We start from the raw sequence: 23,330 nt of genomic DNA on the forward strand, positions 1-23,330 counted from the left end.
GAGGAAAACGTCAACAGGAAAGTGCGGTGCGCGCGCCTATGTGATGCTGACGTAAGGACAGACCGGCGTCGGATCAGCGGTCGCTGCGCGTCACCACCGTGCCGAGCAGCAGGTCGTGGACCGTGCGCTTGCGGTCGAGAAACAGCGTCGCAAGCAGGATGAGCGGCGTCAGAAGCACGTTGCCGGCCCAGAAAAGCACCGAATGGACGATGGCCAGCATGCCGTCGACGGGACGCCCGTCCAGCCGCTCAAGGCGGATGCCCATCATCTGCATGCCCAGCGTGGCCTGGTTGATGCCGCCCAGCGTGTTCCAGACATAGATGAGCGCCACGGCCGGCGCGAGAACGCCGAACAGTGCCCAGCCGAGGCCGAGCGTGATGATGCCGAGCAGGAAAACCAGGATCGCGAAGGGAATCAGCAGGAGGCCGACGATCAGGTAGTCGATCAGGAAAGCCATGACCCGGCGCGTGCGCACGCCGTCATAGACGCGCATGTCGTCGAGCCTGGAGCTGATGATTTCGCCATCAAGAACGCGTGTGTTCATCGATCTTCCCGCATTTCGGCAGAAGCGCCAAAGTTGCAGATGGTGCGTTCCGCAAGCGAATTCAAGCACGGAGCCATGTCGGCGGATCGCTTGCCCTTGTTTGATATGGTTGATGACATTGCCGCCTCATTCGGATATCCTTTAGATGATAGTGGGATACACTACAAAGGATATCCGCATGGCCTTTCATATAAAGAATGAGCGCACCGACGTGCTTGCCAGGAAGCTGGCCGCGCTCAAGCAGGTCGGACTTACGGAGGCCGTACATCGGGCGCTGGAGAACGAACTGGAGCGTGAAACCGGCAAGCCGCCCTTGGTGGAGACGGGCGTGACGTTCACGCGTACTTTGCGGAAGAGGGCCAGGGACGGACGACCTGCGAACAAGGCGTTCCGGGACAGCCTTTACGAGAGAGACTGATGTTCGTCGATGCTTCGGCCCTGACCGCCATGCTCACTAATGAGGAGGATGCGCGGGAGCTCCTCTCGCGCTTGCAACGAAGCAAGGTCCGCATGACCTCGCCTCTCGCCGTCTGGGAGACCACGATCGCCGTTGCCCGCATATTGGGTCTGCCGACGGGAGAAGTGGCGGAAGAGATCGAGAAATATCTCGCCTTGATGGACATCGAGCTTGTCGCGGTGCCGCCTCAAACCTGGAAAACGGCGGTCGATGCTTTTGAGAGGTTCGGAAAGGGCCGACATCCGGCACAGCTCAATTTCGGTGATTGTTTCGCCTATGCCTGCGCGAGGCAATTCGACCAGCCGCTGATGTTCAAGGGCGGCGACTTCACGAAAACCGACATAGAGGCGGGGTAGCCGCGCCCTATCCCCTCAACAGCTCCGCGACACGCGGCGCGAAATAGGTGAGGATGCCGTCGCAGCCCGCCCGCTTGAAGGCGAGGAGGCTTTCCAGCATCGCCTTTTCGCCGTCGATCCAGCCATTGGCGGCCGCCGCCTCGATCATCGAATACTCGCCCGAGACCTGATAGGCGAAGGTCGGGACGCGGAACTCGTCCTTCAGGCGGCAGATGATGTCGAGATAGGGCAGGCCGGGCTTGACCATGATCATGTCGGCGCCTTCGGCAAGATCCTGCTCGGTCTCCCGGATCGCCTCGTCACTGTTGGCGTGGTCGATGTAGTAGGTTTTCTTGTCGCCCTTCAACAGTCCGCTCGTGCCGATCGCCTCGCGATAGGGGCCGTAGAAGGCGGAGGCGAACTTGGTCGCGTAGGACATGATCGCCACGTCCTGGAAGCCGTTGGCGTCGAGTGCTTCGCGGATCGCGCCGATGCGGCCGTCCATCATGTCGGAAGGCGCGACGATGTCGGAGCCGGCGGCGGCCTGCAACACCGCGGCGGCGGCGACCTGGTCCACCGTCTCGTCGTTGACGATGATGCCGTCGCGCAGGATGCCGTCATGGCCGTGGCTGGTGAACGGGTCGAGCGCGGCGTCGGTGATCATGCCGATCTCCGGCACGGCCTGCTTGATGGCGCGGGTCGCGCGGTTGATCAGATTGTCGGGATTGAGGATTTCCGAGCCGGTCTGGTCGCGCAGCGAGAGATCGACGTTCGGGAAGGTCGCGAGCGCCGGAATGCCGAGCTTCGCCGCGCGCTCGGCCTCCTTGACCGCGAGGTCCACCGAAAGCCTGTGGACGCCCGGCATCGCCGCCACTTCCTCGCGGCGGTTCTCGCCGTCGATCAGAAAGATCGGCCAGATCAGGTCGTCCACGGTCAGACGGTTCTCCTGCACCAGCCGGCGCGACCAGTCGGCTTTGCGCATGCGGCGCAGGCGGCGGCTGCCGGTTATCTCGTCCACGTTCCTGGGGGCGGCGAGGCCCGTGCGCGCGATCTTGTGCATGATGCTAAGCTCCGATTGCCGGCGTTCTATCACGCCGCCGCTGCCGCTCAAAGCGTTGCGATCGGATCAAATCGCCGCGCGCCGACGGATGCGGGATTTGCTTTCCGCGCGCCTTCATCGATCATATGCTCCTTCGAATCGCAGGAGTCCCGTACCCATATGCAGCAGGCATTCGAGCGCACGCCGTTGCGCGCGACGACCACGGAGCTGACCTATCAGCTCTTCCATCGGGTGATCGCGTTCTATTGCCTGCTGTTCGGCATGCTCTACTGGGTCCGCCTCATCGGTTATTATGACGGCCCGAACTGGCGCTTCGACCTGATGCCGGCTCACTGGCAGGTCGCCTCCGTCACGCTGGCGGTGCTCTTTCCCTTCGCCGCGAGCGGCCTCTGGATGATGGCTTCCTGGGGGCCGGTCATCTGGTTCATCTGCGCCGCGATCGAGGCGGTGATGTATGTCGGTTTTCCCGATCTCTTCGGCCACCGCTACCAGCTCGTGATATCGCACGTGCTGGTGGCGCTGCTCTACGCCACCTTCCGGGTGGTCATGCTCCTGCAGAAGCGGGGCCAGGCCGAGAAGTAGGGAGCCCGGGCAGGGCAAGCCGCTCGGCGAACCCCTAAGAATTTCTTACCGCGCTTTATCGTTGATTCACCCTCTTTCGAGGCAGGGCTTGGGTAAGCACCTGTTAAGGCTGGCGTTTAAGTCGAATTTTAGAGGCATTCGATAGGGTCGTGCCAAGGTGAGAACAAAAGAAAAGTCACCGGGCGTTAAACGAGAGGCTAGACCACGATGAACTCGCGACAGTCCGCACAGCCGGTTGAAACCAACACCGAGCGCAAGGATGCAATCCGTTCCCTTTACATGGAATCACTTCAGCTCGTCGAAAGGCTGCACCGCCGTCTTCTTGACGTGATCAAGGATGAATTCGACCGCAACGGCCGCAGCGACATCAATGCCATCCAGGCGCTGCTGCTCTTCAATATCGGCAATGCCGAGCTGACCGCCGGCGAGCTGCGTTCGCGCGGCTACTATCTGGGATCGAACGTCTCCTACAATCTGAAGAAGCTGGTCGATCTCGGCTTCATCAACCACCAGCGCTCGCGCATCGACCGCCGCTCGGTCCGGGTGAGCCTGACCGAGAAGGGCCAGGAGGTGGCCGAGGTGGTCGGCAAGCTCTACGAGCGCCACATCGGCTCGATCGAACAGGTCGGCGGCATCAACCAGGACGAGTTCCGCCAGATGAACCGGGCCCTGCAGCGCCTCGACCGCTTCTGGAACGACACGATCGCTTACCGCATGTGAGCGACGCTCCGCCGCGGATCGGGAATCGTGAATGGCCGGTGTGGGAAAGCCACGCCGGCCATTCTTTATGCCGGCTAGGCATGCGCGGACGGCCGCTTGGCCACGATACCGCCATATTGAAATGGAACCGGAAAAGGCGACTTCCGTTAAGAAGTTCGGCGATGCGGGAGGGGTGTTTGGCGATTTGTTAAGGTTACCCCTCATAATGCGCCGTCTGGGTCGATAGTAAATTTCGGGGAATATCCCAATGAAAGCCACTCGCCGAACTTTTCTGACAGCCGCCGGCGCCGTTGCGGTCGCGGCCGTTTCGCAGCGCGCGCAGGCGCAGAATGTCATCAACGATATTCTGAACTCGCCGAACCGCGGCAACTGGGACACCCAGTTCGACGCCCGCGCCAGCGAGGGCGGCAGGGTGAGCTCCACCACTCCGATCATGAGCGAGCAGACCGTGATGAGCACGGAGCAGGCGATCGGCGCATATTCCAACATCGTCGGCAACGGCGGCTGGCCCATGGTTCCGGCCAATGCCAAGCTGCAGCTCGGCGTCGTCGATCCTTCCGTCGAGGCGCTGCGCCGCCGCCTGATGGTTTCGGGCGATCTGTCCGAGCGCGCCGGTATTTCGCCGGCCTTCGACACCTATGTCGACGCCGCGCTCAAGCGTTTCCAGACGCGCCACGGCCTTCCGGCCGACGGCGTGACCGGCCGCTACACCTATGCCGCGCTCAACGTGACGGCCCCGGTTCGCCTCGGTCAGCTCCAGACCAATCTCGGCCGCCTGCGCGAAATGGCGGGCGAACTGGGCCAGCGCTACGTGATGGTGAACATTCCGGCCGCGTCGATCGAAGCGGTGGAGAACGGCCGCGTCGTCTCGCGCCATACGGCGGTCGTCGGCAAGATCGATCGCCAGACCCCGATCCTGAATTCCAAGATCAACGAGATCATCGTCAATCCCTATTGGAATGCTCCGGAATCGATCGTCCGCAAGGACATCATTCCGCTGATGCGCAAGGATCCGAACTATCTGAAGAACAACAACATCCGCATCCTGGGACCCGACGGCAACGAGGTCGACCCGATGACGCTCGACTGGTCGACGGAGGAGGCCGCGAGGCTGCGCTTCCGTCAGGATCCGGGCAAGATCAATGCGATGGCGTCGGTGAAGATCAACTTCCCCAACACGCACGCGGTCTACATGCACGACACGCCGCAGCAGAGCCTGTTCGCCGAGAACGAGCGCTTCCACTCTTCCGGCTGCGTGCGCGTTCAGAACGTGCGCGACCTCGTCACCTGGCTGCTGCGCGGCACTGACGGCTGGACGCGCCAGCGCTTCGAGCAGACGATCCAGACCGGCGAAAGCGTGCCGGTCCAGCTCGCACTGCCGGTTCCGGTCTATTTCACCTATGTCTCGGCCTGGTCGACCGGCGACGGCGTCACCCATTTCCGCGACGACATCTACGGCCGCGACGGCGTCGACGAGCTCCAGATCTCGACCCTCTGATCGGATCCGACCCAGCTTTTGGAGGCCGTCCGGCGTTCGGGCGGCCTTTTTCGTGCGCTTGCGTCGTGACGCCGCAAAGCAGCGATCAAAATTCGCGCCTCGAACATGGAAGCAGGCGGGGAAGTGTGTTAATGCGCGCTCGACCTCGGCCCCGCAATCGAAGGATTGAACTTCCATGGCAATAGCGACCGCCGCGCCGGCCACCGCCGGCTCGTTCTTCACCGAGACGCTTGAATCGCGCGATCCCGAAATCTTCAACGCCATCCGCAGCGAACTCGGTCGCCAGCGCCACGAGATCGAGCTGATCGCCTCGGAAAACATCGTCTCCCGCGCCGTGCTCGAAGCGCAGGGTTCGATCATGACGAACAAATATGCCGAGGGCTATCCGGGCAAGCGCTACTATGGCGGCTGCCAGTTCGTCGACATCGCCGAGGAACTGGCGATCGAGCGGGCCAAGAAGCTGTTCGACTGCAAGTTCGCCAACGTCCAGCCCAATTCCGGCAGCCAGATGAACCAGGCCGTGTTCCTGGCGCTGCTGCAGCCGGGCGACACCTTCATGGGGCTCGACCTCAATTCGGGCGGCCACCTGACGCACGGCTCTCCGGTCAACATGTCCGGCAAGTGGTTCAATGTCGTCTCCTACGGCGTGCGCAAGGACGACCACCTGCTCGACATGGACGAGGTCGAAAGGCTCGCGCGGGAGCACAGGCCGAAGCTGATCCTCGCCGGCGGCACCGCCTATTCGCGCGTCTGGGACTGGAAGCGGTTCCGTGAAATCGCCGATTCGGTCGGCGCGTGGCTGATGGTCGACATGGCGCATATCGCCGGACTCGTCGCCGGCGGCGCTCACCCGTCGCCGCTGCCGCACGCCCATGTCGTGACGACGACCACGCACAAATCGCTGCGCGGCCCGCGCGGCGGCATGATCCTCACCAATGACGAGGACGTGGCGAAAAAGGTCAATTCGGCGGTTTTCCCTGGTCTCCAGGGCGGACCGCTGATGCATGTCATCGCCGCCAAGGCGGTGGCCTTCGGCGAGGCGCTGCAGCCCGACTTCAAGCGCTACGCCGCGGACGTCGTCGCCAATGCCAAAGCGCTTGCGGCCAGCCTTCAGGAAACCGGCCTCGACATCGTTTCGGGCGGCACCGACAACCACCTGATGCTGGTCGACCTGCGCCCGAAGAACGCCACCGGCAAGCGCGCCGAGGCCGCGCTCGGGCGCGCCAACGTCACCTGCAACAAGAACGGCATTCCCTTCGACCCGGAAAAACCCTTCGTCACCTCGGGCGTGCGGCTCGGAACCCCGGCCGGCACGACGCGCGGCTTCGGCGTCGCGGAGTTCCGCGAGATCGGCCATCTGATCGCCGAGGTGCTCGACGGTCTCAAGGCGGCCAATTCCGACGAGGGCAACGCCTCGGTCGAGGCGGCGGTCAAGAAAAAGGTCGAGGCTCTCTGCGAGCGCTTTCCGATCTATCCCTATATGGGCTAAGCAGTAGGCGATTTTCTAGAATCGCCGGAATTGAAAAATGCGTTGCCCCTACTGCCAGTCGGAAGACACGCAGGTCAAAGACTCCCGCCCAGCCGAGGACGGCGCCGCGATCAGGCGCCGTCGCGTCTGCCCGGATTGCGGCGGCCGCTTCACGACTTTCGAGCGCGTGCAATTGCGCGACCTCGTCGTCGTAAAGAAGTCCGGCCGCAAGGTTCCCTTCGACCGCGACAAGCTCCTGCGCTCGATGGAGACCGCGGTGCGCAAGCGCAATGTCGATCCGGACCGGATCGACCGCGCCGTCACCGGCATCGTGCGCCAGCTCGAAAGCACAGGCGAGACGGAAGTGCCGTCCGGCGAGATCGGCCGTCTGGTGATGGAAGCGCTGAAGTCGCTGGACGACGTCGCCTATGTCCGCTTCGCCTCCGTCTATCGCAATTTCCGCGAGGCCAAGGATTTCCACGAGGTTCTCGGCGAGTTGCGTGGGGACGAGGAGCAGGAGTGACGTTCGATGGCGAGAGGCGGTTCGCAGGTCGCCCGGCAGGCTGAAATCGACCGGCGCTTCATGGCGGCGGCGATCCGCCTGTCGCGCCGGCATCTGGGACTGACCGCCACCAATCCTTCCGTCGCGACGTTGATCGTGCGTGACGACGGCGACGGTCCGGTGATCGTCGGGCGCGGCGTCACGGCGATCGGCGGGCGGCCGCATGCCGAGCCGCAGGCGCTGGAGGAGGCGGGCGAGCTTGCGCGCGGCGCCACGGCCTATGTCACGCTCGAACCCTGCGCCCACCATGGCCGAACGCCGCCCTGCGCCAATGCGCTCGCCAGCGCCGGCATCGCTCGCGTGGTCGGCGGGGCGAGCGACCCCGATGACAGGGTGTCCGGTCGCGGCTACGCGATTTTACGGGACGCGGGAATGGAAGTGGTCGAGGGCGTGCTCGCCGACGAGGCCGCCGACCAGATGGCCGGCTATTTGATTCGGTCTCTGAAAAAACGCCCCGAAGTGACTCTGAAACTTGCGGTTTCGGCTGACGGCATGATCGGCCGGCTGGGCGAGGGGCAGGTCGCGATCACCGGTCCGGTCGCACGCAGGCAGGTGCATCTGATGCGTGCCGAGACCGACGCGATCCTGGTCGGCATCGGTACCGCGCTTGCAGACGATCCCGAGCTGACATGCCGCCTGCCGGGTCTCGAAAAGCGCTCGCCCGCGCGCATCGTGCTCGACCGGACCGGCAGGCTTTCGCCGCATTCGAAGCTCGTTCTGAGCGCGCGCGAAGCGCCGGTGCTGCTCGCCGTCTCCTCCGAGGCGGACGCGGACCGCAAGGCCGCGCTGGCCGCGGCCGGCGTCTCATTCCTCGCCACCGAGACCTTCCAGGGCCGGATCGCGCTGCCCGAGCTGCTGGAGGATATCGCCGCGCAGGGCATGGCGACGCTGATGGTCGAAGGCGGAGCGGAGACGGCCCGCTATTTCCTGGAGGAGGGGCTGGTGGATCGCATCGCGCTCTTCCGGGGAGCGAAGACGATAGGCGAGGGCGGTGTTGCTTCCCCGCTTGATCCCGACCATATGCCTCCCGATTTCAGGCTTCTGCGCCAAGCGCGGTTCGGCGAGGACCTGTATCAGGAATTCACGAGGACAAGCTGATGTTCACAGGCATCGTCACCGACATTGGAACAGTCGCCGCGGTCTCGACGCTTCCCAAGGGCGTGAAGCTGCGGATCGAGACTGCCTACGATCCCGAGACGATCGACATCGGTGCGTCGATCTCCTGCGCCGGCGTCTGCCTGACCGTCGTCGCCCTGCCGCAGGGCGGCTCGAACCAGCGCTGGTTCGAGGTGGAGGCGTGGGAGGAGGCGCTGCGACTGACGACCGCCTCGGATTGGAGCGAGGGGACGAAGCTCAATCTCGAGCGCGCGCTGAAGATCGGCGACGAGCTCGGCGGGCACATCGTCTCCGGCCACGTCGACGGCAAGGCGAGGATCGTCGCGCGCGAGGACGAGGGCGAGGCCGTCCGCTTCACGCTGGAGGCGCCGGCGGAACTGGCGCGGTTCATCGCGCCGAAGGGCTCGGCCGCGCTCGACGGCACGTCGCTGACCGTCAACAAGGTGGAAGGAACGCTTTTCGACGTCCTCCTCATCCACCATTCCCTGTCGGTGACGACATGGGGGCAGCGCGAGGTCGGCGACGAGGTCAACATCGAGATCGACACGATGGCGCGCTATGCGGCACGCCTGGCGGAGGCCGCGGGGCAGGGGCTGTAGTCTCCTGGCGCTATTCGCCGGGCGCATGGCAGTTCTGCCTGCCTGCGGGTTCAGGATGCTTGCGCCCTCGGTCGGTTCGGCCTATGGGTCTCGACAATTCGGAGACCATCATGCCAGTCAGTTCAAAGCCACATCTCCTCATCGTCGAGGCGCGTTTCTACGACGATCTCTCGGATGCGCTGCTTGAGGGCGCGAAGGCCGCGCTCGACGCGGCCGGCGCCGGCTACGACGTCGTCACCGTGCCGGGAGCGCTGGAGGTTCCTGCCGCGATTTCGTTCGCGCTCGATGGTGCCGAGGACGAGGGCACGAACTATGACGGTTTTGTCGCGCTCGGTTGCGTGATCCGCGGCGAGACCTATCATTTCGACATAGTGGCGAACGAATCCTGCCGCGCGCTGATGGATCTCGCCGTCGAGGAATCCGCCGCGATCGGAAACGGCATCCTCACCGTCGAGAACGAGGAGCAGGCCTGGGCTCGCGCCCGCAAGTCGGAGGGCGACAAGGGCGGTTTCGCCGCGCGCGCCGCGCTCACCATGATCGACCTTCGCAAACGCCTCGGAGCTTGAAATTGTCTCCCAAGACGGATCCCGCGAAACCGAAGGAACCCCGCCACGCCAACAAGCGGGGCGCGGCGCGGCTGGCCGCCGTCCAGGCGCTCTACCAGATGGACGTCGCCGGCAGCGGAATCCTCGAGATCACCGCGGAATACGAGGAATTCCGGCTCGGCAAGGAGGTCGACGGCGCGCTCTACCGCGAGGCCGACCCGCAATGGTTCCGCGCCATCCTCGCCGGCGTGGTCGAGAACCAGAAGATCGTCGATCCGGTCATCCGCCAGGCGCTGACCGAGGACTGGCCGCTTTCGCGGCTCGATTCGACGTTGCGCGCCATCCTTCGCGCCGGCGTCTACGAATTGATGAAGCGCGAGGACGTGCCGGTAGCCGTCATCGTTTCGGAATATGTCGACATCGCCAAGGCGTTCTACGACGAGGACGAACCGAAGCTCGTCAACGCCGTGCTCGATCGCGTTTCGCGTCGGGTGCGCGGCGAGGGAAGGGGCAGAGACCCTGCGGCATGACCACCGGGATCGACCAGAGGGAAGCACGACGCACGGCGATCATCCTGGCCGCTTCTCAGGCGATCGTCGGCTCGGCCGCTCCCATTGCGATCTCGATCGGCGGTCTCGCCGGCCACTATCTGCTTGACGCCGACAAATCGCTGGCGACCCTGCCGATCACCGGCTTCAACCTGGGCGTGGCGCTGGGCGCCATTCCCGCCGCCGCGCTCATCCGCGCGCTCGGCCAGCGCAACGGCTTCATGACCGGCACCGCAATCACCGCGCTCGGCGGCGCGATCGCGACGCTCGGCCTCTTCAACGCCGATTTCTGGCTTTTTGCCTTCGGCCTCGTCGTCCTCGGTCTCGGCGGCGCCTTCGTGCAGCAGTTCCGCTTCGCCGCCGCGGACAACGCCCCGCCCGCGTTCAAGGCGCGCGCGATCTCCTTCGTGCTTGCCGGCGGCGTGATCACCGCGATCCTCGGTCCGCAGATCGTCATCTTCACGCGCGAGTTGTTCGCGCCCGTGATGTTCGCGGGCTCGTTCGCGTCGATCCTCGGCCTCGCGGCCGTCGGCGCGATCGTCCTCTCCTTCCTGCGGGTGCGCGACCGCGCCGGCGCCGCCGATCTTTCGGCCGGCGCGCCCGCCCGGCCGCTGTCGGTCATTCTGCGCCAGCCGCAATTCGTCGTCGGTCTCATCTGCGCCGTCGGCACCTATGCGCTGATGAGTTTCGTCATGACCGGCGCGCCTCTCGCCATGGTCGGCTGCGGCTTCTCGCCGGACGAGGCGACGCTCGGCATCTCGTGGCACGTCATGGCGATGTTCGCGCCGAGCTTCTTCACTGGCCGGCTGATCGTGAGGTTCGGCCGCGAGACGATCCTCGCGACGGGCCTCGTTCTGCTCGTCGGCTGTGCGATCGTGGCGCTTTCGGGCATCGCGTTGTGGCAGTTCTGGACGGCGCTGATCCTTCTCGGCCTCGGCTGGAACTTCGGCTTCATCGCCGCCACCGCGATGGTGGCCGAAACCTACCGCCCCTCGGAGAAGGGCAAGGTGCTCGGGCTGCATGATTTCATCCTGTTCGGCAGCGTGGCGCTTGCCTCGCTCTCGTCGGGCCTGGTCTACAATGGCTGGGGCTGGGAGATGCTGAACTGGATCGTCTTCCCCGTGACCGTCATCTGCTTCGTCAGCCTCGGGTTGCTCATGGCGAGCCAGAGGCGCGCCCGCGCGCTTTGATCCTTTCCCTCAGGCGCGCCCGGCGGGATAGTCGATCGTAAGCTCCAGCACGGCGCCTTTCCCGCCGGCGATCCATCTGCGGCGCATGATCCTGAAGTCTTGGCTTTCGCCCTCCGCATCGAGCGTGACGAGATCACCGACGAGGCAGGCCGTTCCGAGCCGAAGCGCTTCCAGCCTTTCCGACAATCCGCTCCGCGCGGCATGGCGCGCGGCGGATGCAGTCAGGGCCAGCTTGGCTCCATCGACGGCGGCGGCTGTGCCGAGACTTGGCGCGGCCGCGGTGGAATAGTCTTCAGGTTTTGCGAGAGGAGGTTTCGTCATGACCCTGCGCCTTTCCAAGATCATCATGTGCCTTTGCCTTGCGGTATTCGCGTTTCTCGTGACGTTCGGCAATATTACCGATTACGGCTCGAACTATGCTTTCGTCCAGCACGTTCTGAGCATGGACACCACCTTTCCGGGCAATGCGCTGATGTATCGCGCGATCGCGAACCCGGCAATGTGGACAGCCGGCTACTGGCTCATCATCTTCGGCGAAGGGCTGACCTGTATCTTCTTCCTGGTCGCTTCATTCAGGCTGTGGCAGGCCCGCAAGCTTTCGGCCGCCGCGTTCAACGCGGCCAAGCGCTTCGTGGTGATTGCCGCGACCTTGGGTTTCCTCGTCTGGTTCCTGGGCTTCATGGTGATTGGCGGCGAGTGGTTTGCCATGTGGCAGTCGCAGACCTGGAATGGTCAGGAAGCAGCCTTCAGGTTCTACATGACAATTCTTGCCGTTCTGATCTTCGTGAACCAGCCGGATGCCGATCTCGAGTAAGCATTCCGCGCTTAAATGCATCGGGCGACGGGTAAAAAGCTCAACAAAACCTTGACGTTCGCCGGGCCGTTTCGCATACCGCAAGGGAAGGTCGGATTCCGTCCGGGATGCTGACCTTCCTCAAACCGGCCCGGGGAGGGGTTCTTTCGGGCCAAGCTCAAGGAACATTCGGCAATGACCATGCTTTACGTCGTCATCGCCTGCGGCCTGCTTTCTGTCCTGTACGCCATTTGGGCGACGCAATCGGTCCTCGCGGCCGATCAGGGCAGCGCGCGCATGCAGGAAATAGCCGGCGCTATCCGGGAGGGAGCGCAGGCATATCTGACCCGTCAGTACACAACCATCGCCATTGTTGGCGTCGTCGTCTTCCTTCTCGCCTGGTGGCTGCTTTCGGGCGCCGCCGCGGTGGGTTTCCTCATCGGCGCCGTCCTTTCCGGCGCGGCCGGCTTCATCGGCATGCACGTTTCGGTGCGCGCCAATGTGCGCACGGCGCAAGCCGCATCCAACAGCCTCGCCGCGGGTCTTGATATCGCCTTCAAATCCGGCGCGATAACCGGCATGCTCGTTGCCGGCCTCGCCCTTCTGGGCGTCGCCGTCTACTACTGGATCCTGATCGGCCCGATGGGCTACGCGCCCGCCGACCGCGCCGTCATCGACGCGCTCGTGGCGCTCGGCTTCGGCGCCTCGCTGATCTCGATCTTCGCGCGTCTCGGCGGCGGCATCTTCACCAAGGGCGCGGACGTCGGCGGCGATCTCGTCGGCAAGGTCGAGGCGGGGATCCCGGAGGACGATCCGCGCAACCCGGCCACCATCGCCGACAATGTCGGCGACAACGTCGGCGACTGCGCCGGCATGGCGGCCGACCTGTTCGAGACCTACGCGGTGACGGTCGTCGCCACCATGGTGCTCGCCGCGATCTTCTTCGCCGGCACCGACGTGCTGAATTCAGTGATGCTCTACCCGCTCGCCATCTGCGGCGCGTGCATCATCACCTCGATCATCGGCACCTTCTTCGTCAAGCTCGGCGCCAACAGCTCCATCATGGGCGCCCTCTACAAGGGGCTGATCGTGACCGGCGTCCTGACCGTGGGCGGCGTCGCGGTGGCGACCTCGCTCACCATCGGCTGGGGCGTCATCGGCACTGTCGGCGGCATGGAGATCACCGGCGCGAACCTCTTCGCCTGCGGTCTCATCGGCCTGGTGGTGACGGGGTTGATCGTGGTGATCACCGAATACTACACCGGCACCAACAAGCGTCCGGTGAATTCGATCGCCCAGGCGTCGGTCACCGGCCACGGCACCAACGTCATCCAGGGCCTCGCCGTCTCGCTGGAATCGACGGCGCTGCCCGCTATCGTCATCGTCGGCGGCATCCTCACCACGTTCCAGCTCGCCGGCCTGTTCGGCACCGCCATCGCGGTGACCACCATGCTCGGCCTTGCCGGCATGATCGTCGCGCTCGACGCGTTCGGACCGGTGACGGACAATGCCGGCGGCATCGCCGAGATGTCCGGCCTGCCGCCGGAAGTTCGCCAGTCGACCGACGCGCTCGACGCGGTCGGCAACACCACCAAGGCCGTGACCAAGGGCTACGCCATCGGTTCGGCCGGCCTCGGCGCGCTGGTGCTGTTCGCGGCCTATTCCTACGATCTGGAATATTTTGCCGCCAACAGCGAGCAGTACCCGTATTTCGCGGACATGGGGAACGTCTCGTTCTCGCTGTCCAACCCGTACGTGGTGGCCGGCCTGATCTTCGGCGGTCTCATCCCGTATCTGTTCGGCGGCATCGCGATGACCGCCGTCGGGCGCGCCGCGGGGGCGATCGTCGAGGAGGTGCGCAAGCAGTTCCGCGATGATCCGGGCATCATGGCCGGCACCTCCAAGCCGAACTACGCACGCGCGGTGGATCTGCTGACCAAGGCCGCGATCAAGGAGATGATCATACCGTCGCTGCTGCCGGTCCTTGCGCCGCTCGTGGTCTATTTCGGCGTGCTGCTGATCTCGGGTTCCAAGGCTTCGGCCTTCGCCGCCCTCGGCGCGTCGCTTCTCGGCGTGATCGTCAACGGCCTGTTCGTCGCGATCTCGATGACCTCGGGCGGCGGTGCCTGGGACAACGCCAAGAAGTCCTTCGAGGACGGCTTCACCGACAAGGACGGCGTGAAGCACCTCAAGGGTTCGGAAGCCCACAAGGCCTCCGTCACCGGCGACACGGTCGGCGATCCCTACAAGGACACCGCCGGACCGGCCGTCAACCCGGCGATCAAGATCACCAACATCATGGCGCTGCTGCTGCTGGCGGTGCTTGCGCACTGAGCCTTACTTCGATCGGCAAAAAAGAAACCGCGGGAGGATGTTCCCGCGGTTTTTTCATGTATTGATTCGGTCGAGGGCCGCCCGGCCTCAATATTGCGGGCCGCCGCCTCCGCCGAACGGATTGGCCGGCATGCCGCCCGCGCCGGAGAGGAGCTGGCCGATGAACGAGCGGTCCTGGCCACCTGTGGGCGTCGTGCGCGAGATGAAATCGAACACCTTGCCGTCCTGCAGGCCGTAATGCGCGATGTTGGCGACGCGGCCGTCGTCGCCGAAATAGACGGCGAGGATGCGCTGGTCGACGATGCGCGGGTTCATGAAGGCGACGTTTCGCACGCGCTTCTGCGAGATGTAGTAGAAGACCTCGTTGTCGAAGGTCGCGGTGGTGGAAGGCGTGCCGAGCGCCAGGAGGACCTGTTCGCGGCTCGAGCCGACCGGCACCTGCTGCAGCGTTTCCTCGTCGACCAGATAGCCCTGGTTCAAAGTCTCGCTGGGCGACAGCGCCTCGCTCGTGTTGCAGCCCGAAAGCGCGACCGTGGCACTTACCGCCAATGCGAGCGTGAGCGTGCGGCCGAGCGTGTGCGACTTGAAATTCCGCGAATGCAACAACAAATCCATATCGTCCCCGTCCTGTCAGCGGCTTGCGCCGGGCGGCAAAAGCGGTAAACCAGCTTTCTCACCGATGCAACCGCGCCATATCGGCAAATTACCCCTCGGAGGCCGCAGGGCATGTTCAAAAGACTGTTTGGTCTAGGCCGAAACCCGAACCGCGCCATAACGAACGCGCTCTACGAACAAATCGTGGCAGCCGCGCGGCAACCGGCCTTTTATTCCGGCCTCGGCGTGCCTGACACGCCGCTCGGCCGTTTCGAGATGCTGTCGGTCCACATGTTCCTGTTCCTTCAGCGCGCGCGCGGCGAGGCAGGGGCCCTGTCCGATATCGCCCAGGAATTGACGGACGAGTTCTTTCTCGATGTCGAGCATTCGCTGCGCGAACTGGGGATCGGCGATGTCGGAGTTCCCAAACGCATGAAAAAGCTCGCCAAGATGTTCTACGGTCGCGCCGAGGCCTATCGCGAGGCGGTGGAAAAGAAGGACGCCGCCGCATTGGCGGCCGCTTTGAAGCGCAACGTAAGGCCGGATGTCGGTGATTGGCCTGAAGCGGCCGCGCTCGCCCGCTATGTCGAGACGGCGGACCGCGCGCTTGCCGGCCAGGGAGCGGCGGATCTCGTTTCCGGGAAGGTCGAGTTTCCGCAAGCCGGTGAAATGGAGGCGTGAAGTTGAACGTCGAGCAAAGCCCCATCTCCCACGCGGTTTCCGTGGCGAGGCTGCCGCAGAAGGGCATGCCGGTGACCATCGACGCCGACGAGGCCCAGCGAGCGGCCCTGGCACGGGCGCACGAACTCGTGTCGGTCGGCTCGCTGCGGGCGGATTTACTCGTCACTTCGTGGAAGCGGGACGGGATCAAGGTTTCCGGCCGCCTGCAGGCGCAGATCGTGCAGAGCTGCATCGTCACGCTGGAGCCGATCGATGCGACGGTGGACGAGGAGGTTTCCGCGCTCTTCCTCCCGGAGGGGTCGAAACTCGCTCTGCCGGACGCGCTCGAGAACGGCGAGATCCTCTTGGACGCCGCAGGGCCCGACAGTCCCGAGATTTTCTCCGGCGACACGATCGACGTCGGCAAGCTTGCGGAGGAGTTCTTCTCGCTCGGCATCGACCCCTATCCGCGCAAATCCGGCGCTTCGTTGCAGGCCGGGGCCGAGGGCGGGGAGGAAAAGCGCGGCCCGCTCTTCGAAAAGCTGCAGGCATTGCGGAAGAAACTTTGAATTGACCGTCGCCACGGCTGAATCAAGGTTGTGCGGACGCGCAAAACCGCTATTTTCCCCAAAACTTTTCGCCAGTGCCCGGACTCCGGTCGGGCCTAAATGAGACTGTTGTCGCTTGGTAAGAATCGCAATTGACGCAATGGGCGGAGACCACGGGCCGGAAGTCGTCCTGCCCGGCCTGATGAAGGTGGTCGAACGCCGTCCCGACGCGAGGTTTTTGATCTTCGGACGTGCCGAGAAGGTGCGTCCGCTGCTCGACGGATACGAGAAGCTGGTCGCCGTCAGCGAGTTCACCCATTGCGACGTGGCCGTGCGCATGGACGACAAACCCAGCCAGGCGCTTCGCCAGGGACGATGGAAATCGTCGATGTGGAAAGCCATCGAGGCGGTGAAGAACGGCGACGCGGATGTGTGCATCTCCGCCGGCAACACCGGCGCTCTGATGGCGATGTCCAAATTCTGCCTGCGCACCATGGCCAGCATCGAGCGCCCGGCGATCGCGGCGATCTGGCCGACGATCCGTGGCGAAAGCGTGGTTCTCGATGTCGGCGCGACGATCGGCGCCGATGCCCATCAGCTCATAGACTTTTCCATTCTCGGTTCGGCCATGGCGCGCGCGCTGTTTGCGATCGAGCGGCCGTCGGTCGGCCTTCTCAATGTCGGCGTCGAGGAGGTGAAAGGGCAGGAAGAGGTCAAGGAAGCCGGCCGCCTCCTGCGCGAGGCGAACCTCAAATCGATGGACTATCACGGCTTCGTCGAGGGCGACGACATCGGCAAGGGGTCGGTCGACGTGGTGGTGACCGAGGGTTTTTCCGGCAACATCGCGCTCAAGACGGCCGAGGGCACGGCGCGCCAGATCGGCGAGTATCTGCGCGAGGCCATGTCGAGGACGCTGCGCGCGAAGCTCGGCTATCTGCTGGCCAAGGACGCCTTCGACCTGCTTCGCGAGAAAATGGATGTCCGCAAGATCAATGGCGGCGTGTTCCTCGGGCTCAACGGCATCGTGGTGAAGAGCCACGGCGGCACCGACGACGAGGGATTCGCGGCCGCCGTCGAGCTCGGCTACGATATGGTCCAGGCCGGTTTGCTCGACAGGATCAAGATCGAGCTGGACATTTTCCACGGCAAGGCGCTCAAGCTGCGCGAGAAGGCGGCCGAGGATTCGGTCGCCGGTGAAGAGTAAGCAGGTGCAGGAAATGATCAGATCGGTGGTGCGCGGCGTAGGGCAGGCCCTGCCGCGCAAGGTCATGAAGAATGCCGAATTCGAGAGCCTCGTGGATACGTCGGACGAGTGGATCGTTCAGCGTACCGGCATCACGCAGCGCTACATCGCCGCCGAGGACGAGACGACGGCTTCGCTGGGCGAGGCCGCGGCGCGTGCCGCGCTCGACGATGCCGGCCTGTCGCCCGCCGACATCGACCTCATCATTCTGGCCACCTCGACGCCCAACAATACCTTTCCCGCGACCGCCGTGGAAATCCAGGAGCGGCTGGGCATGCGGCACGGCTTCGCCTTCGACATGCAGGCCGTCTGCAGCGGCTTCGTCTATGCCGTGGCGACCGCCGACACCTATATCCGGGGCGGAATGGCCAAGCGCGTGCTGGTGATCGGTTCGGAGACCTTCTCGCGCATCCTCGACTGGACCGACCGGACGACCTGCGTGCTTTTCGGTGACGGCGCCGGGGCGATCGTCCTCGAAGCGCAGGCAGGCGAGGGGACGCGTTCCGATCGCGGCATCCTCTCCGCGAGCCTGCGTTCCGACGGCAGCCACCGCGAAAAGTTGTTCGTGGACGGCGGCCCATCGACGACCGGTACCGTGGGGCATCTGCGCATGGAGGGCCGCGAGGTCTTCAAGCATGCCGTGGGCATGATCACCGACGTGGTCGAGGACGCGCTGGCGCAGGGCGGCATCACCGCCGAAGAACTCGACTGGTTCGTTCCCCACCAGGCCAACAAGCGCATCATCGATGCCTCGGCGAAGAAGCTCGGCATCGCCGACGACAAGGTGGTCGTCACTGTGCACCTGCACGGCAACACCTCCGCGGCGTCGGTTCCCCTGGCGCTCGCGGCCGCCGTTGCCGACGGCCGGATCAAGGAAGGCGACTACGTTCTTCTGGAGGCGATGGGCGGCGGCTTCACCTGGGGCGCGGTGCTCCTGCGCTGGTAAACGGCAAATCTAGCAAGTTGAAAAGTTAAGTCCTTGACCTTGCAGGGCCAATTCCTTAACCTCCCGAAATATTGATCGTTTTTCAGATATTCCGAGATGGTTGAAGCCCGGATGGGGGGAAAGACTTTAACACGCGCCGATCTCGCCGAGTCCGTATATCGGAAGGTCGGCCTGTCGCGAACGGAATCCGCCCAGCTCGTCGAGATGGTGCTCGACGAGATCTGTGACGCCATCGTGCGCGGCGAGACGGTGAAGCTCTCCTCCTTCGCCACCTTCCACGTTCGCGACAAGAACGAGCGCATCGGCCGCAACCCAAAGACGGGCGAGGAAGTGCCGATCCTGCCTCGCCGGGTCATGACGTTCAAGGCATCGAACGTGCTCAAGCAGCGCATCCTGCGCGCGCATCAAGTGGCGAAGAAATCCGGCAAGCGCTAGCTTTTCTCGGCCTTCGGCGGGTTCCGATTGTGCACAGGCTTGCGGCCTGCATTTTCGTTATTTCTTGAATAAGGCTGCATAAAGCGCTGAAATAACGCCCGAGTCGCAACCTGAAAGTGAGTTACGGCGATGGACAAGAGCCCCGACGCATTCCGCACCATCAGCGAGGTGGCAGAAAGCCTGGATTTGCCGCAGCACGTGCTGCGCTTCTGGGAGACACGGTTCAACCAGATCAAGCCGATGAAGCGCGGCGGCGGCAGGCGCTACTACCGTCCCCAGGACGTGGAGCTGATCAAGGGCATTCGCCACATGCTCTACGACCAGGGCTATACGATCAAGGGCGTGCAGAAGCTCCTGCGCGAGAACGGCAACCAGTTCCTGGTCGCCATCGGCAGCGGCGACCTGGCCGCCATAGAGGCGATCACCCAGCGCAAGCAGGCGGAGGCGGAAGCCGCTTCCATGCAGCAGCGCGCCGACGACGAGATGCTGGTCGGCCAGCCGAAGGTGAAGCCGAGCCGGCGCTTCTTCGGCCTCGGGAAATCCGACGAGGAAGGCGGGGCGGAGGCCGGCGATTCCCGGTTGTCGCGCGACAATCGCGCGCTCCTGCAGGAAGCCCTGTTCGATCTCCTGGAATGCAAGCGGCTACTGGACCAGGTTCGCTAGCGGGCTGACAAAGCGGGTCATGCTTGCCGGCCATCCGTGCGCACGCCGTCCAGCGCCGCGCCGATGCTCGCCGATGCGCGATTTCCGGCAGCCGGAACGATGTCGCTCGCGGCGGAAAGCCCGCAAGGAGGACCACCCGGCGAGGCGATCGGCCTGCCGGGTGGAGATTGGGTGATCAGTAATTGCCGCGATAATAGCGGTCGTCGCAGGGTGCGGTGTAGATGCTGCCGTTGGGCGCCTGGTAACGGCACATGTCCTGGCCGCGCCTTTGCGGCGTCGTGGCGGTACCCACGGCTGCACCCAGAAGCGCGCCGCCGGCGGCGCCGACGAGCGTGCTCTGCGTGTTTCTTCCAAGCGCCTGGCCGGCGAGAGCGCCGCCGGCGGCACCGATCAGCGCACCTGTTCCGGCGCGTTGCTCCTGCTCGCTCGAGGCACAGCCGGCAAGCGTCATTGCCATGAGGGCTGCGGCGAGCGCGGTGTTGCGAAGTTTCATTTCAAATCCTCTCCTTATGCCCGCCCCTCGACTGCTTGCGGACGCATTGGGGCGGAAAGATGAACGAAATCGTCCGTTTGTTCAAGAAACCGTTCTGCAAGCCCGTTCCGGGGATCGGGCCCGCGGTCGTACATGGTCCGCGCCGTGAAGAAACGCGAACCCGCTGGAAAACGGTGCTCGGCGCCGAGTGGTTCCAGCAGCCGGAGCTTCGTCTTGGAAATGGGGACGCTTTGCAAGGACGCGGGATTCTCAGCCAACAGGCGTCCCGAAGGAAAGCCATCGATCCGGTCGATCGGCGACTTTGCAGCCGATTTCTCATCGATCCATTGCTAGGGTCTAAAAGGGAAAAAATGGTCGGAGCGGCGGGATTCGAACCCACGACCCCTTGACCCCCAGTCAAGTGCGCTACCGGGCTGCGCTACGCTCCGAACCGCGGAGAGGCTTATTATCTCAGCCGCCGCGACGCAAGGCATATTTCGCGCCCGCCACGATAATTCCTGTCGGCGATTCAATCGGCCGACGGCCTTCACGCATCGCCCGCAATGCCTCCGTCGGCGGGGGATGGCCCCGTCTTCCGCGCAAGCCGTGCCTGATGGCGCTGTTCCAGCCCGAAACATCCCCAGATCAGGCCGATCAGCAGATAGAAATGGCGCCAATGGTCCATGTCGATGACGGTGCCGAGGCCGATATGGCCGAGGAAGACGACGTAGGCGCACATGAGATAGGGTTGCCACGGCCTGTCGCGGAAGAGGATGCGGAATCCGCCGACGAGCGTTCCCAGTATGAGGCCGACATAGGCGGCGAAGCCGATCCAGCCGTAGTCCATCAGCGATTTCAGCCAGATATTGTGGGTGTCTTCGCCGAGCATGCGGCCGAACATCAGCGGACCGATGCCGAAGGGGTGCTCCGTGGCCATCTGGAAGCCGATCCCGAAGCGTGCGAACCGGCCGAGATGCCCGCCGTCATATTCCTGGACGAGCTGCGCGCGCGCGGAGAAGAAGTCGCCGACGCCAGGCAGCTGCAACGCGACGAGTATCGCGACCGTGAGGAGAAGGAAGGCGAAAGTCGTCATCAGCACGATGCGCAGCCGGAAGAGCCCGCTATTGCTCTGCAGGAACAGTGCCGCGACCATCAACATCGCCGAAATGACGAACAGGCCCCAGGCGCCGCGTGAGAACGAGAGAAAAATAGCGGCGACGATGACGAGCAGCATGGCTGCATGAAGCGGCAGCTTGCGCGGATCGCCCGTCAGTACGAGGTAGAGCAAGTAGATGCCGGGCAAGGCCAGGAACGGGCCGAAGACGTTGGGATCCTTGAAGGCGCCCATCGCCCGGTCGTAGCGTGTGAACATCTCGGCGCCGGGAAACAGGTTGAAGTAGCCGCAGATGCCGAGCGTTCCGGTGACGAGCGCGGCCGCGACCCAGCCATGGAAGATCGGGCGAAAGAGCCATGGCTGCGCGCGCGTGACGGCGGCGAAGAAGACCGAGGTCAATGCGAGGAAGAGCGTGACGGCCAGATAGATCGGCGTGTCGTAGAGGTCCGCCATCTGCGCCATGGAGAACAGGCCGCCGACGCAATAGACGGTGAAAATCGCCATGAGGACGCCTGCATGACGTGAAATCGGCAGGCCGAACAGACACCAGACCGCGATCAGCGGTACCATGTAGAGCTCGTAGGGAGACGGCTCGTTGACCACGAAGCCGGACAGGAAGACGCCGAAGAAGACCGCGCTTGCCGCCAGCATCGCGGTGATCTTGGCGTCGACCGCCGCGCGCGGCAGCCCGTTGGCGATGGTCGCGCTCAATAGGCGTTTTCCGTGTTCAGGAGCCGGATCGGCGTCAACAGCAATATCTTGAGGTCGAACCAGAGCGACCAGTTCTCGATGTAATAGAGGTCGTATTCGGTGCGCATCTTGATCTTGTCGTCGGTGTCGACCTCGCCGCGCCAGCCATTGATCTGGGCCCAGCCGGTGACGCCGGGCTTGACCTTGTGGCGCGCGAAATAGCCGTCCACCACCTCGTGATAGAGCCGGTTGTGCGCCTGTGCGGCCACCGCGTGGGGGCGGGGGCCGATGAGCGACAGGTCGCCTCTCAGTGCATTGAAGAATTGCGGCAGTTCGTCGACCGAGGTCTTGCGGATGAAGCGGCCGACGCGCGTCACGCGCGGATCGTTCTTCTTGACCGCGTTGCGGGCCGTCGGGTCGCTTTGCTCCACATACATGGAGCGGAACTTGTAGACCTTGATGATCTCGTTGTTGAAGCCGTGACGCTCCTGCTTGAAGATCACCGGTCCCTTGCTGTCGAGCTTGATGGCGATCGCCGTCGCCAGCATCACCGGCGAGAACAGCACGATGCCCGCGAGGCTGAAGACGATGTCGAAGGCGCGCTTGGCTACCGAATCCCAATCGTTGATGGGCTTGTCGAAAATATCGAGCATCGGCACGGCGCCGATATAGGAATAGGAACGCGGGCGGAAGCGAAGCTGGTTGGAATGCGCCGACAGGCGGATGTCGACCGGCAGGATCCAGAGCTTCTTCAAAAGCGAAAGCACCCTTGTCTCGGCGGTAAGCGGCAGCGAGACGATGAGCATGTCGATCCGCGCGATGCGCGCGAACTCGATCAGCTCGGCTATGTTGCCGAGCTTCGGATAGCCGGCGACGACGGGCGGCGAGCGGCGATCGTCACGGTCATCGAAGATGCCGCAGATGCGGATGTCATTGTCGGGCTGCTGCTCGATCGAGCGGATGAGCGTTTCGGCGCCCTTGCCGCCGCCGACGATGATGGCGCGGCGCTCGATCGCGCCGTTTCGCGCCCAGCGCCGGACCAGGCGGGCCACCACGAGCCTGAACAGCGCGAGCAGCGCAAATCCCGAGACGAACCAGGTTCCGAGCCAGAACCGCGAGAATTCGACCGAGATCTTGAGGAAGAAGCCGGCGAGCGAGACGAGCGCGAGCGTGCCGGCCCAGACGACGAACAGGGTTCCGATGGTCGAGATCGGGTTGCGCAGGCGCCCCATCTGATAGGAATTACAGATTTCGAGCAACATCACGGCCGTGGCCGATGCGACGAAGACGATCGCCGGATAGTGCCAGTCGAGATGGGTGCCCAGACCGACATGCAGGGCGAAGATGCCGAGGCCCGACACCAGCAGCAGCGCGAACTCGATGAGCCGCACCGTGCCGCTGACCATCACCGGGGAAATGGTGTCGCGCCGGTATTGCGTGGCGATTCGGCGCGCGATCGGGTTGAGCTCCACCGACTGGCGCGGCCCCTTCGACGCGTCGTCGAACTTCCTGACGGCGTCGGGTGTGAAGCTGTGCGAAGGCTCGATCTTGGTCATGGTCCCGCTCGCAAGAGAACGACCATCGATAGCAGGAAGCGGCTAAGGAATGCTTGAC

At 64.1% G+C, this 23,330-nt stretch carries 28 protein-coding genes and 1 tRNA gene; 21 read left to right on the plus strand and 8 right to left on the minus strand.

The features are described from left to right. Window positions 1–73: 73 nt before the first annotated feature. On the minus strand, window positions 74–544 hold the full coding sequence (locus XW59_RS06010; protein WP_047143810.1) for an RDD family protein: 471 nt from the start codon (window positions 542–544) through the stop codon (window positions 74–76). A gap of 178 nt (window positions 545–722) precedes the next feature. On the opposite strand from XW59_RS06010, the gene XW59_RS06015 reads away from it, so the two are divergent. Further along, window positions 723–962, plus strand: coding sequence for a type II toxin-antitoxin system VapB family antitoxin (locus tag XW59_RS06015; RefSeq protein WP_047143926.1), 240 nt, complete (start codon window positions 723–725; stop codon window positions 960–962). Continuing rightward, the gene (locus XW59_RS06020; RefSeq protein ID WP_047143811.1) at window positions 962–1,357 is read left to right on the plus strand and encodes a type II toxin-antitoxin system VapC family toxin; all 396 of its coding nucleotides are present in this window, start codon (window positions 962–964) and stop codon (window positions 1,355–1,357) included. The genes XW59_RS06015 and XW59_RS06020 overlap by 1 nt, the downstream gene beginning before the upstream one ends. Before the next feature lie 7 nt (window positions 1,358–1,364). Here the strand turns inward: XW59_RS06020 and hemB are convergent, their stop codons facing one another. Continuing rightward, window positions 1,365–2,396 (minus strand): porphobilinogen synthase, encoded by a 1,032-nt coding sequence (gene hemB, locus XW59_RS06025; RefSeq protein WP_047143812.1) that lies wholly within the window; start codon window positions 2,394–2,396, stop codon window positions 1,365–1,367. 159 nt (window positions 2,397–2,555) lie between these two features. Here hemB and XW59_RS06030 point away from each other — a divergent pair, with 159 nt between their 5' ends. The 10 genes from XW59_RS06030 to XW59_RS06075 all read left to right on the plus strand — a co-directional run bounded on the left by XW59_RS06030 (window position 2,556) and on the right by XW59_RS06075 (window position 11,224). After that, complete coding sequence (locus XW59_RS06030; protein WP_047143927.1) at window positions 2,556–2,978, plus strand: DUF6163 family protein; 423 nt, start codon at window positions 2,556–2,558, stop codon at window positions 2,976–2,978. A gap of 207 nt (window positions 2,979–3,185) precedes the next feature. Further along, a complete protein-coding gene (locus tag XW59_RS06035; RefSeq protein ID WP_047143813.1) occupies window positions 3,186–3,698 on the plus strand; it encodes a winged helix DNA-binding protein in 513 nt (170 codons plus the stop codon). Window positions 3,699–3,945: 247 nt separating this feature from the next. Next, the gene (locus XW59_RS06040) at window positions 3,946–5,196 is read left to right on the plus strand and encodes a L,D-transpeptidase family protein (RefSeq protein ID WP_047143814.1); all 1,251 of its coding nucleotides are present in this window, start codon (window positions 3,946–3,948) and stop codon (window positions 5,194–5,196) included. A gap of 175 nt (window positions 5,197–5,371) precedes the next feature. Next, window positions 5,372–6,685, plus strand: a complete 1,314-nt coding sequence (glyA, locus tag XW59_RS06045; RefSeq protein WP_047143815.1) for a serine hydroxymethyltransferase — start codon at window positions 5,372–5,374, stop codon at window positions 6,683–6,685. Window positions 6,686–6,722: 37 nt separating this feature from the next. Beyond that, window positions 6,723–7,187 (plus strand): transcriptional regulator NrdR, encoded by a 465-nt coding sequence (gene nrdR, locus XW59_RS06050; RefSeq protein ID WP_047143816.1) that lies wholly within the window; start codon window positions 6,723–6,725, stop codon window positions 7,185–7,187. Window positions 7,188–7,193: 6 nt separating this feature from the next. Next, the gene (gene ribD, locus XW59_RS06055; protein WP_047143817.1) at window positions 7,194–8,324 is read left to right on the plus strand and encodes a bifunctional diaminohydroxyphosphoribosylaminopyrimidine deaminase/5-amino-6-(5-phosphoribosylamino)uracil reductase RibD; all 1,131 of its coding nucleotides are present in this window, start codon (window positions 7,194–7,196) and stop codon (window positions 8,322–8,324) included. After that, window positions 8,324–8,941, plus strand: a complete 618-nt coding sequence (locus XW59_RS06060; protein WP_047143818.1) for a riboflavin synthase — start codon at window positions 8,324–8,326, stop codon at window positions 8,939–8,941. Before ribD ends, XW59_RS06060 begins: the two co-directional genes overlap by 1 nt. Window positions 8,942–9,051: 110 nt before the next feature. Then, window positions 9,052–9,507, plus strand: a complete 456-nt coding sequence (locus XW59_RS06065; protein WP_047143928.1) for a 6,7-dimethyl-8-ribityllumazine synthase — start codon at window positions 9,052–9,054, stop codon at window positions 9,505–9,507. A 2-nt stretch (window positions 9,508–9,509) separates the two neighbouring features. Continuing rightward, window positions 9,510–10,016, plus strand: coding sequence for a transcription antitermination factor NusB (gene nusB, locus XW59_RS06070; protein WP_047143819.1), 507 nt, complete (start codon window positions 9,510–9,512; stop codon window positions 10,014–10,016). Then, a complete protein-coding gene (locus tag XW59_RS06075) occupies window positions 10,013–11,224 on the plus strand; it encodes an MFS transporter (RefSeq protein ID WP_047143820.1) in 1,212 nt (403 codons plus the stop codon). The genes nusB and XW59_RS06075 overlap by 4 nt, the downstream gene beginning before the upstream one ends. A gap of 9 nt (window positions 11,225–11,233) precedes the next feature. Here XW59_RS06075 and XW59_RS06080 read toward each other — a convergent pair whose 3' ends face one another. Beyond that, on the minus strand, window positions 11,234–11,545 hold the full coding sequence (locus XW59_RS06080; protein ID WP_082137414.1) for a hypothetical protein: 312 nt from the start codon (window positions 11,543–11,545) through the stop codon (window positions 11,234–11,236). On the opposite strand from XW59_RS06080, the gene XW59_RS06085 reads away from it, so the two are divergent. After that, window positions 11,544–12,038 carry a DUF2165 domain-containing protein gene (locus XW59_RS06085; protein WP_047143822.1) on the plus strand — a complete coding sequence of 165 codons (495 nt, stop codon included), beginning with the start codon at window positions 11,544–11,546 and terminating at the stop codon, window positions 12,036–12,038. The two genes, XW59_RS06080 and XW59_RS06085, sit on opposite strands and share 2 nt — an antisense overlap. A gap of 174 nt (window positions 12,039–12,212) precedes the next feature. Continuing rightward, window positions 12,213–14,351, plus strand: a complete 2,139-nt coding sequence (locus XW59_RS06090) for a sodium-translocating pyrophosphatase (protein WP_047143823.1) — start codon at window positions 12,213–12,215, stop codon at window positions 14,349–14,351. 87 nt (window positions 14,352–14,438) lie between these two features. Here XW59_RS06090 and XW59_RS06095 read toward each other — a convergent pair whose 3' ends face one another. Next, window positions 14,439–14,966: an outer membrane protein assembly factor BamE gene (locus XW59_RS06095; protein WP_047143824.1), complete on the minus strand. Its 528-nt coding sequence runs from the start codon at window positions 14,964–14,966 to the stop codon at window positions 14,439–14,441. A 111-nt stretch (window positions 14,967–15,077) separates the two neighbouring features. Between XW59_RS06095 and XW59_RS06100 the strand changes: the two genes are divergently transcribed. The 6 genes from XW59_RS06100 (at window position 15,078) to XW59_RS06125 (ending at window position 19,440) form a co-directional block, all read left to right on the plus strand. Continuing rightward, a complete protein-coding gene (locus XW59_RS06100) occupies window positions 15,078–15,626 on the plus strand; it encodes a ubiquinol-cytochrome C chaperone family protein (protein ID WP_047143825.1) in 549 nt (182 codons plus the stop codon). Next, a complete protein-coding gene (locus XW59_RS06105) occupies window positions 15,623–16,174 on the plus strand; it encodes a DUF177 domain-containing protein (RefSeq protein WP_047143826.1) in 552 nt (183 codons plus the stop codon). Before XW59_RS06100 ends, XW59_RS06105 begins: the two co-directional genes overlap by 4 nt. A gap of 115 nt (window positions 16,175–16,289) precedes the next feature. After that, a complete protein-coding gene (gene plsX, locus XW59_RS06110; RefSeq protein WP_047143827.1) occupies window positions 16,290–17,357 on the plus strand; it encodes a phosphate acyltransferase PlsX in 1,068 nt (355 codons plus the stop codon). Window positions 17,358–17,370: 13 nt separating this feature from the next. Further along, window positions 17,371–18,342 (plus strand): beta-ketoacyl-ACP synthase III, encoded by a 972-nt coding sequence (locus XW59_RS06115; RefSeq protein ID WP_047143828.1) that lies wholly within the window; start codon window positions 17,371–17,373, stop codon window positions 18,340–18,342. Window positions 18,343–18,453: 111 nt separating this feature from the next. Then, window positions 18,454–18,777: an integration host factor subunit alpha gene (locus tag XW59_RS06120; protein ID WP_047143829.1), complete on the plus strand. Its 324-nt coding sequence runs from the start codon at window positions 18,454–18,456 to the stop codon at window positions 18,775–18,777. Between the two features lie 129 nt (window positions 18,778–18,906). After that, window positions 18,907–19,440 carry a MerR family transcriptional regulator gene (locus XW59_RS06125; protein WP_047143830.1) on the plus strand — a complete coding sequence of 178 codons (534 nt, stop codon included), beginning with the start codon at window positions 18,907–18,909 and terminating at the stop codon, window positions 19,438–19,440. 175 nt (window positions 19,441–19,615) lie between these two features. On the opposite strand, the gene XW59_RS06130 is transcribed toward XW59_RS06125, so the two are convergent. Beyond that, window positions 19,616–19,933 carry a YMGG-like glycine zipper-containing protein gene (locus XW59_RS06130; protein WP_047143831.1) on the minus strand — a complete coding sequence of 106 codons (318 nt, stop codon included), beginning with the start codon at window positions 19,931–19,933 and terminating at the stop codon, window positions 19,616–19,618. A gap of 59 nt (window positions 19,934–19,992) precedes the next feature. On the opposite strand from XW59_RS06130, the gene XW59_RS06135 reads away from it, so the two are divergent. Further along, complete coding sequence (locus XW59_RS06135; RefSeq protein WP_136067966.1) at window positions 19,993–20,322, plus strand: hypothetical protein; 330 nt, start codon at window positions 19,993–19,995, stop codon at window positions 20,320–20,322. Here the strand turns inward: XW59_RS06135 and XW59_RS06140 are convergent. From XW59_RS06140 to XW59_RS06150, 3 genes are all read right to left on the minus strand, one after another. Continuing rightward, a tRNA-Pro gene (locus XW59_RS06140) sits at window positions 20,285–20,361 on the minus strand. The two genes, XW59_RS06135 and XW59_RS06140, sit on opposite strands and share 38 nt — an antisense overlap. 98 nt (window positions 20,362–20,459) lie before the next feature. Continuing rightward, a complete protein-coding gene (locus tag XW59_RS06145; RefSeq protein ID WP_047143929.1) occupies window positions 20,460–21,677 on the minus strand; it encodes an O-antigen ligase family protein in 1,218 nt (405 codons plus the stop codon). 56 nt (window positions 21,678–21,733) lie between these two features. Next, entirely contained in the window at window positions 21,734–23,272 is a 1,539-nt protein-coding gene (locus XW59_RS06150) for an undecaprenyl-phosphate glucose phosphotransferase (RefSeq protein ID WP_047143832.1), read from the minus strand. Window positions 23,273–23,330 lie beyond the last annotated feature (58 nt).

This window comes from Aquamicrobium sp. LC103 (assembly GCF_001014615.2).
Classification (GTDB): Bacteria; Pseudomonadota; Alphaproteobacteria; order Rhizobiales; family Rhizobiaceae; genus LBCQ02.